This is a genomic window from Micromonospora endophytica, from assembly GCF_003236305.1.
Classification (GTDB): domain Bacteria; phylum Actinomycetota; class Actinomycetes; order Mycobacteriales; family Micromonosporaceae; genus Micromonospora; species Micromonospora endophytica.
In genome coordinates this window covers 1-6376 of record NZ_POTX01000292.1, presented here as the reverse complement: position 1 = coordinate 6376, position 6376 = coordinate 1, and the positions used below count along the sequence as shown (strand labels likewise).

Sequence of the window (6376 nt, the reverse complement as noted above, 5' to 3'; positions counted from 1 at the left end):
CCTTCCCCGCCGCCGCCCACCTGCCGGTGGTCACACCCGCCGGCCACGACCTGTCCGCCGAGTCCGTGCTGCGGCTGGCCCCCACCGTCGTACTCGCCGACCGCAGCATCGGCCCGGCTGAGGTGTTGGCCCAACTGCGGCGCGCCGGCGTACCCGTGGTGCTCGTCGACGACGAACAGAGCCTCGCTGCGGTGTCCCGCAACATCCGCGCCATCGCGGCGGCGCTCGGCGTGCCGCAGGCCGGGGAACGCCTGGTGGACCGGGTCGAGGCCGAGATCGCCGCGGCCCGCCGCAGCGCACCGCCGGACACCGCGCCGCTGCGCATCGCCTTCCTGTACGTCCGCGGCACGGCCGGGGTGTACCTGATCGGCGGCGCGGGAGCCGGCTCCGACGAGATGATCCGGGCCATCGGGGCGACCGACGCCGGCACCGAGATCGGGCTGTCCAAGTTCCGGCCGTTGACGAGCGAGGGGCTGATCAACGCGGCCCCGGACGTCATTCTGGTGATGACCGAGGGACTGGAGTCGGTGAAGGGAGTCGAGGGCCTGCTCGCCCTGCCGGGCGTCGGCCAGACCCCGGCCGGTGTCCACCGCCGGATCGTGGACATGGACGACGGCCTGCTGCTCACCTTCGGCGCGCGCACCGGCAAGGCCATCAAGGCCCTGGCCGAGGCGGTTCACGGTGCCTGCTCATGAGGCGGGCGTCGCTGGTCGCCGGCCTGACGGTGGCCCTGCTCCTGCTCTGCCTCGTCGCCGCCGGCACCGGGCAGGTGCCGGTGCCCCCGGCGGAGGTGCTCGGCTCGATCCTGCACCGCGTCGGGCTCGACATCGGACCGTCGCCGAGCGCTACCCACGGCGAGAGCGCCCTGTGGGTGGTGCGCTTTCCCCGGGTGGTCCTCGCGGTGATCGTCGGGGCCGCGCTCGGTGGGGCGGGCGCGCTGATGCAGGGTGTCTTCGGCAACCCGCTGGCCGAGCCGGGTGTCATCGGCGTCTCCTCCGGCGCCGCCGTGGGAGCCGCGTCGGTGATCGTCACCGGGATCGCCACCGTCGGCGGCTGGACCGTGGCGGCCGGCGCGTTTCTGGGCGGCCTGCTCGCCACCGCCCTGGTCTACGCGATGGCCCGTTCCGGGGGACGCACCGAAGTGGTCACCCTGGTGTTGACCGGCATCGCGGTCAACGCGGTGGCCGGCGCGCTGATCGGCCTGCTGATGTTCTTCGGTGACGCGGACGCGGTCCGGGCCATCGCGTTCTGGCAGCTCGGCAGCCTGGCCCAGGCAAACTGGGCGGCGGTGACGGTCACCGGGCCGTGCGCGGCGGTCGGCCTCGCGATCACCGTCGCCGTCGCCCGGCGGATCGACCTGCTCTCGCTCGGCGACCAATCGGCCCGGCACCTCGGCGTCCGCGTGGAACGGCTACGCCTGGGCATGGTCGCGGTGACCGCGCTGCTCGGGGCGGCTGCCGTCGCCTTCACCGGCGTGATCTCCTTCGTCGGGCTGGTGGTGCCGCACCTGGTGCGGATGGTCACCGGCCCCGGACATCGACTGTTGCTGCCGGCGAGCATGCTGGGCGGGGCCATCGTGGTGGTCGCCGGGGACCTCGCCGCCCGCACCCTTGTCGACTATCAGGAACTGCCGCTCGGCGTGCTGACCGCCGTGGTGGGCGGTCCCTGCTTCTTCTGGCTGCTGCGGCGGACCCGGACCCGGGCGGGAGGATGGGGATGAGGCCAGCGGTGACGCCGATGCCGGACGCGGCGGAGCTGCGCGTCGAGCGGCTCCGGATCCTCCGGGACGGCCGTCCGATCCTCACCGACGTGACGATCACGGTTCGGGCCGGCGAACTGCTGGCACTTGTCGGGCCGAACGGTGCCGGCAAGAGCACCCTGCTCGGCGCGATCTGCGGGGACCTGGCACCGACCTGCGGCGACATCACGTTCGCCAGCCGGCCGCTGTCCCGCTGGAGTCCCGTCGAGTTGGCCCGTGCTCGGGCCATGCTGCCGCAGCGCACCACCGTGTCGTTCCCGTTCACCGTGGCCGAGGTCGTCGCGATGGGCCGTGCCCCCTGGGCCGGCACCCCGTACGCCGACGAGGACGCCGTCGCGATCGCCGAGGCACTGCGGCTGACCGGGATGGAGTCGCTCACCGGCCGGGTCTTCGCCGCGCTCTCCGGCGGCGAGCAGGCCCGCGCGGCACTCGCCCGGGTGCTGGCCCAGCGCACCGGGATGCTCCTGCTGGACGAGCCGACCGCCGCGCTCGACCTGCACCATCAGGAGCTGGTGCTCACACTTGCCCGGGATCATGCCCGGCAGGGCGGCAGCGTCGTCGTGGTGCTGCACGATCTGGGTCTGGCGGCGGCGTACGCGGACCGCATCGCGTTGCTGGCCGGCGGCCGCCTGGTCGCCGACGGGCGGCCGGGCGAGGTGCTCACCGGCGACCGGCTCAGCGAGGTCTACCAGCACGAGGTCGAGGTGCTGCCACACCCGCGTACCGGCGTTCCGCTCGTGGTGCCGGTACGTCCGACCGTCGGCTGACGTACCGGCACCGGCGCGCTGGTCAGCGCGCCTCGGGGCGCGGGGTGCGGCCCAGCGCCGCGCATGCCTCCCGGTACATCCGGGCGGCTTCGGCGCGGATCTGCCGGCGTTCCACGATCGGGCCGTGGAACGGGATCCGGACCGGGACCGACGCACCGCCCACGGTGGCGAGGAACTCCATCGCCTCGGCGTCCATGCCGGACATGGTCGCCGCCGTGGCCGCCGGCTGGCCGCCCAGGCCCTGGCAGATCAGCAGACAGTCGTCGGCATGGTCGTCGTTCATGTGCCGCCGCACCGCCACGATCACCTCTGGTGCGAACGGGTCCGGCGTGCTCATGCCGCCCGCTCCTGGGCCACGACCTGCCCCAACTCGTCGAGGAGGTCGGTGTTGAGTCGGTAGGCCCGGGAGACCTCGTCGAGGAAGCGTCGCCGTTCGGCCTCGTCCCACGGCACGGTGTCGAGCAGCGACCGGTAGTGCTCCTTGAAGGCGCGCGGATCGAGGCCGGGGAAGGTGAAGAACTCGACTCCAGCGGAGTCGAAGCCGAACGTCCGGCGCAGGGCGCGGGCCATCACCTGCCCACCGGAGAGGTCACCGAGGTAGCGGGTGTAGTGGTGGGCGACGAAGCCGGCCGGCCAGCTGAACGCGATGTCACCTAGGCGTTCCTGGTACCGCCGGGTGGCGGGGGTCGGGACGATCCGGCTGGCCCAGTCCGGCCCGTTCAGGAACTCCAGGTCGGCCGCGATGCGCGGCAGTCGCTGCAGCTCGTCGACGACGAACCGCCCGGCCACCGGATGGTCGCGCATGGTTCCTGCGGCTTCCTCCAGCGCCTGGTAGACGAGGTGGAGCTGTTCGAGGAGCGCGGCGTACCCGGCCCGGTCGAGCCGCCCCGACAGGAGGGCGTCGAAGTACGTCACATGCTGCGCGGCCCGGTGGTCCGCCCTGGTCAACTCGCGTACCTCCGCGGCGAACCCCATAAGCACCTCCATGTTAGGTAAGGCTAACCTATCAGGATCATGCCAGCCCGCGAAGCTGACCGAAAGGGCCGTCGGTCGCCCGGTCCGGTGGATGGGCGCCGCGTCCACATTCAGTGCGCCACCGTTGACACACACAGAGTCACGTGATCTGCTCACTCCTGCAACGGCAATGAAAACCATAGTCGTTAAGTGAGGAGAGTCATGTCGCTCACCGTGTCACCGGAACTGCTGCACGCCGCCGAGTCGGGGCCGATCGCCGACGAGGAGTTCGTCGCCTGCGTACGCGAATCCCTGCCGTACGCCTGGCAGACCGTCTCCCGGGTGGCGGCGGAGCTGTCGTCGTCCGACGCGGAGTTCGCCGACAACGAGATCCCGCCGCCCGGCGAGGAGGAACGGGGCCAGTTGCTGCGGGCGCTGGCCAGCGACGCGATCCGGTCCAGCCTGGAGCGGCACTTCGGGGTGAAGTTGGCCTTCCAGAACTGCCACCGGGTGGCCGCGTTCCGGCCGGCCGCCGTCGACTCGGACACCTACCGCCGCTTCATCTCCGTCCGCGGTCAGTTGCTCAACCAGTCCCCCGAGCTGCGCAACTGCTGATCCGGACCGGGCGGGCACCGGCGTCGGCGGCGGGGTTGATCCCGGCGCCGACGCCGACGCCTCAGGCGTTCGGTGCGACGATCTGGATCAGGTTGCCGCAGGTGTCGTCGAAAACCGCGGTGGTCACGGCACCGGCGTCCAACGGCTGCTGGGTGAAGGTCACCCCGAGGCCCTTCAGCCGCTCGTACTCGGCAGACACGTCCGCCACGCCGAACATGGTGAACGGGATCCCGTCAGCCACCAGGGCCTTCTTGAACGCCGCCGCCGCCGGATGCTGGTCTGGTTCGAGGACCAACTCCACGCCGTCCGGGTCTTCCGGCGACACCACGGTCAGCCAGCTGTGCTCGCCGAGCGGGATCTCGGTCTTCTTGACGAAGCCGAGCACGCCCGTGTAGAACGCCAACGCCTTGGTCTGGTCGTCGACGAAAATGCTCATGTGTCCGATTCGCACGGTCCAACCCTCCACCGATCGTAGATCTGTCGAAGCGGGGACGTGTCCAGGTCGATGAAGAGGTATCTGCCCTCGCGGCGCACCACCACCAGCCCGGCCTCGGTCAGGACGGCGAGATGCTGCGAGATCGCCTGCCGCGACGAGGTGAACCCCTTGCCGGTCAGCCGCACACACAGCTCGAACAACGTCTGACCGCTGCGGTCCTGCAACTCGTCGAGGATGGCGCGGCGGGTCGGATCCGCAAGCGCCTTGTACACGTCACCCACAGCCGAGACGATAGGCAAGTGTTTACTTGCATGTCAATGCGTGATCACACTCTCCTCCCCCGTGAGCGACTGGTTGTTCCGGGCCGGTAAAGCCCGGATGCCGCTTCGGCGCCAGGACTGGCGCATGCCGCGACATCTTGCGACGCTGGTGATCGTGTACGACTACGACGTGTTGGTGCTGGGCTCCGGGCCCGGCGGTCAGAAGGCCGCGATCGCAGCCGCCAAGCTGGGTCGACGGGTCGCCATCGTCGACCGCCGCGACATGATCGGCGGCGTGTGCATAAACACCGGCACCGTCCCGTCGAAGACGCTGCGCGAGGCCGTGCTCTACCTGACCGGCCTGAGTCAGCGCGACCTCTACGGCAGCAGTTACCGGGTCAAGGACGAGATCACGGTCAGCGACCTGGCCGCCCGTACCCAGCATGTGATCAACCGGCAGACCGACGTGATCCGCAACCAGCTGGCCCGCAACCGGATCACCCTGATCACCGGCACCGGACGGTTCGCCGACCCACACTCGGTCTGGGTCGACGGCGGCTCCGGCCGGGAGGACCGGGTCAGCTTCGACAAGGCGATCATCGCCGCGGGCACCCGACCCGCCCGTCCGGACAGTGTGGACTTCGACGAGCGGACCATCGTGGACTCCGACGGCGTCATCCACCTCGAGGCGGTGCCCCGCAGCATGGTGGTGGTCGGTGCCGGGGTGATCGGCATGGAGTACGCCTCCATGTTCGCCGCGCTGGGCACCAAGGTCACCGTGGTCGAACGGCGCGACACGATGCTCGACTTCTGCGACGAGGAGATCGTCGAGTCACTCCGGTACCACCTGCGCGATCTGTCGGTGACCTTCCGCTTCGGCGAGGAGGTCGCCGCCGTCGAGAAGCACCAGGCCGCCGCGCTCTGCGTACTCAAGAGCGGCAAGAAGATCGTCGCGGACACGGTGATGTACTCCGCCGGCCGGCAGGGCCAGACCGACGGCCTGGACCTGGACGCGGCCGGCCTGACGGCGGACCGGCGCGGCCGGATCGAGGTCGACGAGAACTACCGCACCGCCGTTGCCAACATCTACGCGGTGGGCGATGTGATCGGCTTTCCGGCGCTGGCCTCCACCTCGATGGAGCAGGGGCGGTTGGCTGCGCAGCACGCCTGCGGCGAACCGGATCGGCCGATGCACGAGCTGCAACCGATCGGCATCTACACCATCCCGGAGATCAGCTTTGTCGGGAAGACCGAGCAGGAGCTGACCGACAGCGCCACCCCGTTCGAGGTGGGCGTCGCCCGCTACCGCGAACTGGCCCGAGGGCAGATCGTCGGCGACTCGTACGGCATGTTGAAGCTGCTGGTCTCCCCCGCCGACGGCCGGTTGCTCGGCGTGCACGTCTTCGGCACCGGCGCCACCGAGATCGTCCACATCGGACAGGCCGTGATGGGCCTCGGCGGCACCGTCGACTACCTGGTCGACACCGTGTTCAACTACCCCACCCTGGCCGAGGCATACAAGGTCGCCGCCCTCGACGCCGGCAACAAAATCCGCAACATCACCCGCATCCTCAGCTAACCCCCC

General features: G+C 70.5%; 9 protein-coding genes. 5 read left to right on the top strand and 4 right to left on the bottom strand.

The features are described from left to right. From C1I93_RS27110 to C1I93_RS27100, 3 genes are all read left to right on the top strand, one after another. A partial coding sequence (locus C1I93_RS27110) for a heme/hemin ABC transporter substrate-binding protein (protein WP_111246113.1) occupies nt 1–695 on the top strand: 695 nt, incomplete at its 5' end. Continuing rightward, a complete protein-coding gene (locus C1I93_RS27105) occupies nt 692–1720 on the top strand; it encodes a FecCD family ABC transporter permease (protein ID WP_111246112.1) in 1029 nt (342 codons plus the stop codon). The genes C1I93_RS27110 and C1I93_RS27105, both read left to right, overlap by 4 nt. Continuing rightward, nucleotides 1717–2526 carry a heme ABC transporter ATP-binding protein gene (locus C1I93_RS27100; protein ID WP_223256292.1) on the top strand — a complete coding sequence of 270 codons (810 nt, stop codon included), beginning with the start codon at nt 1717–1719 and terminating at the stop codon, nt 2524–2526. Before C1I93_RS27105 ends, C1I93_RS27100 begins: the two co-directional genes overlap by 4 nt. Nucleotides 2527–2548: 22 nt before the next feature. Here the strand turns inward: C1I93_RS27100 and C1I93_RS27095 are convergent, their stop codons facing one another. Further along, a complete protein-coding gene (locus tag C1I93_RS27095) occupies nt 2549–2863 on the bottom strand; it encodes a DUF2470 domain-containing protein (protein WP_111246110.1) in 315 nt (104 codons plus the stop codon). Beyond that, nucleotides 2860–3513: a biliverdin-producing heme oxygenase gene (locus C1I93_RS27090; protein WP_111246109.1), complete on the bottom strand. Its 654-nt coding sequence runs from the start codon at nt 3511–3513 to the stop codon at nt 2860–2862. Before C1I93_RS27090 ends, C1I93_RS27095 begins: the two co-directional genes overlap by 4 nt. 189 nt (nt 3514–3702) lie before the next feature. Between C1I93_RS27090 and C1I93_RS27085 the strand changes: the two genes are divergently transcribed. Continuing rightward, entirely contained in the window at nt 3703–4095 is a 393-nt protein-coding gene (locus tag C1I93_RS27085; protein WP_111246108.1) for an SCO5389 family protein, read from the top strand. A gap of 61 nt (nt 4096–4156) precedes the next feature. Here C1I93_RS27085 and C1I93_RS27080 read toward each other — a convergent pair whose 3' ends face one another. Both C1I93_RS27080 and C1I93_RS27075 read right to left on the bottom strand, forming a co-directional pair. Then, complete coding sequence (locus C1I93_RS27080) at nt 4157–4546, bottom strand: VOC family protein (protein ID WP_111246107.1); 390 nt, start codon at nt 4544–4546, stop codon at nt 4157–4159. Next, a complete protein-coding gene (locus tag C1I93_RS27075; protein WP_223256291.1) occupies nt 4528–4812 on the bottom strand; it encodes an ArsR/SmtB family transcription factor in 285 nt (94 codons plus the stop codon). Before C1I93_RS27075 ends, C1I93_RS27080 begins: the two co-directional genes overlap by 19 nt. 124 nt (nt 4813–4936) lie before the next feature. Between C1I93_RS27075 and sthA the strand changes: the two genes are divergently transcribed. Beyond that, entirely contained in the window at nt 4937–6370 is a 1434-nt protein-coding gene (gene sthA, locus C1I93_RS27070; protein ID WP_223256290.1) for a Si-specific NAD(P)(+) transhydrogenase, read from the top strand. The last annotated feature ends 6 nt before the right edge of the window (nt 6371–6376 follow it).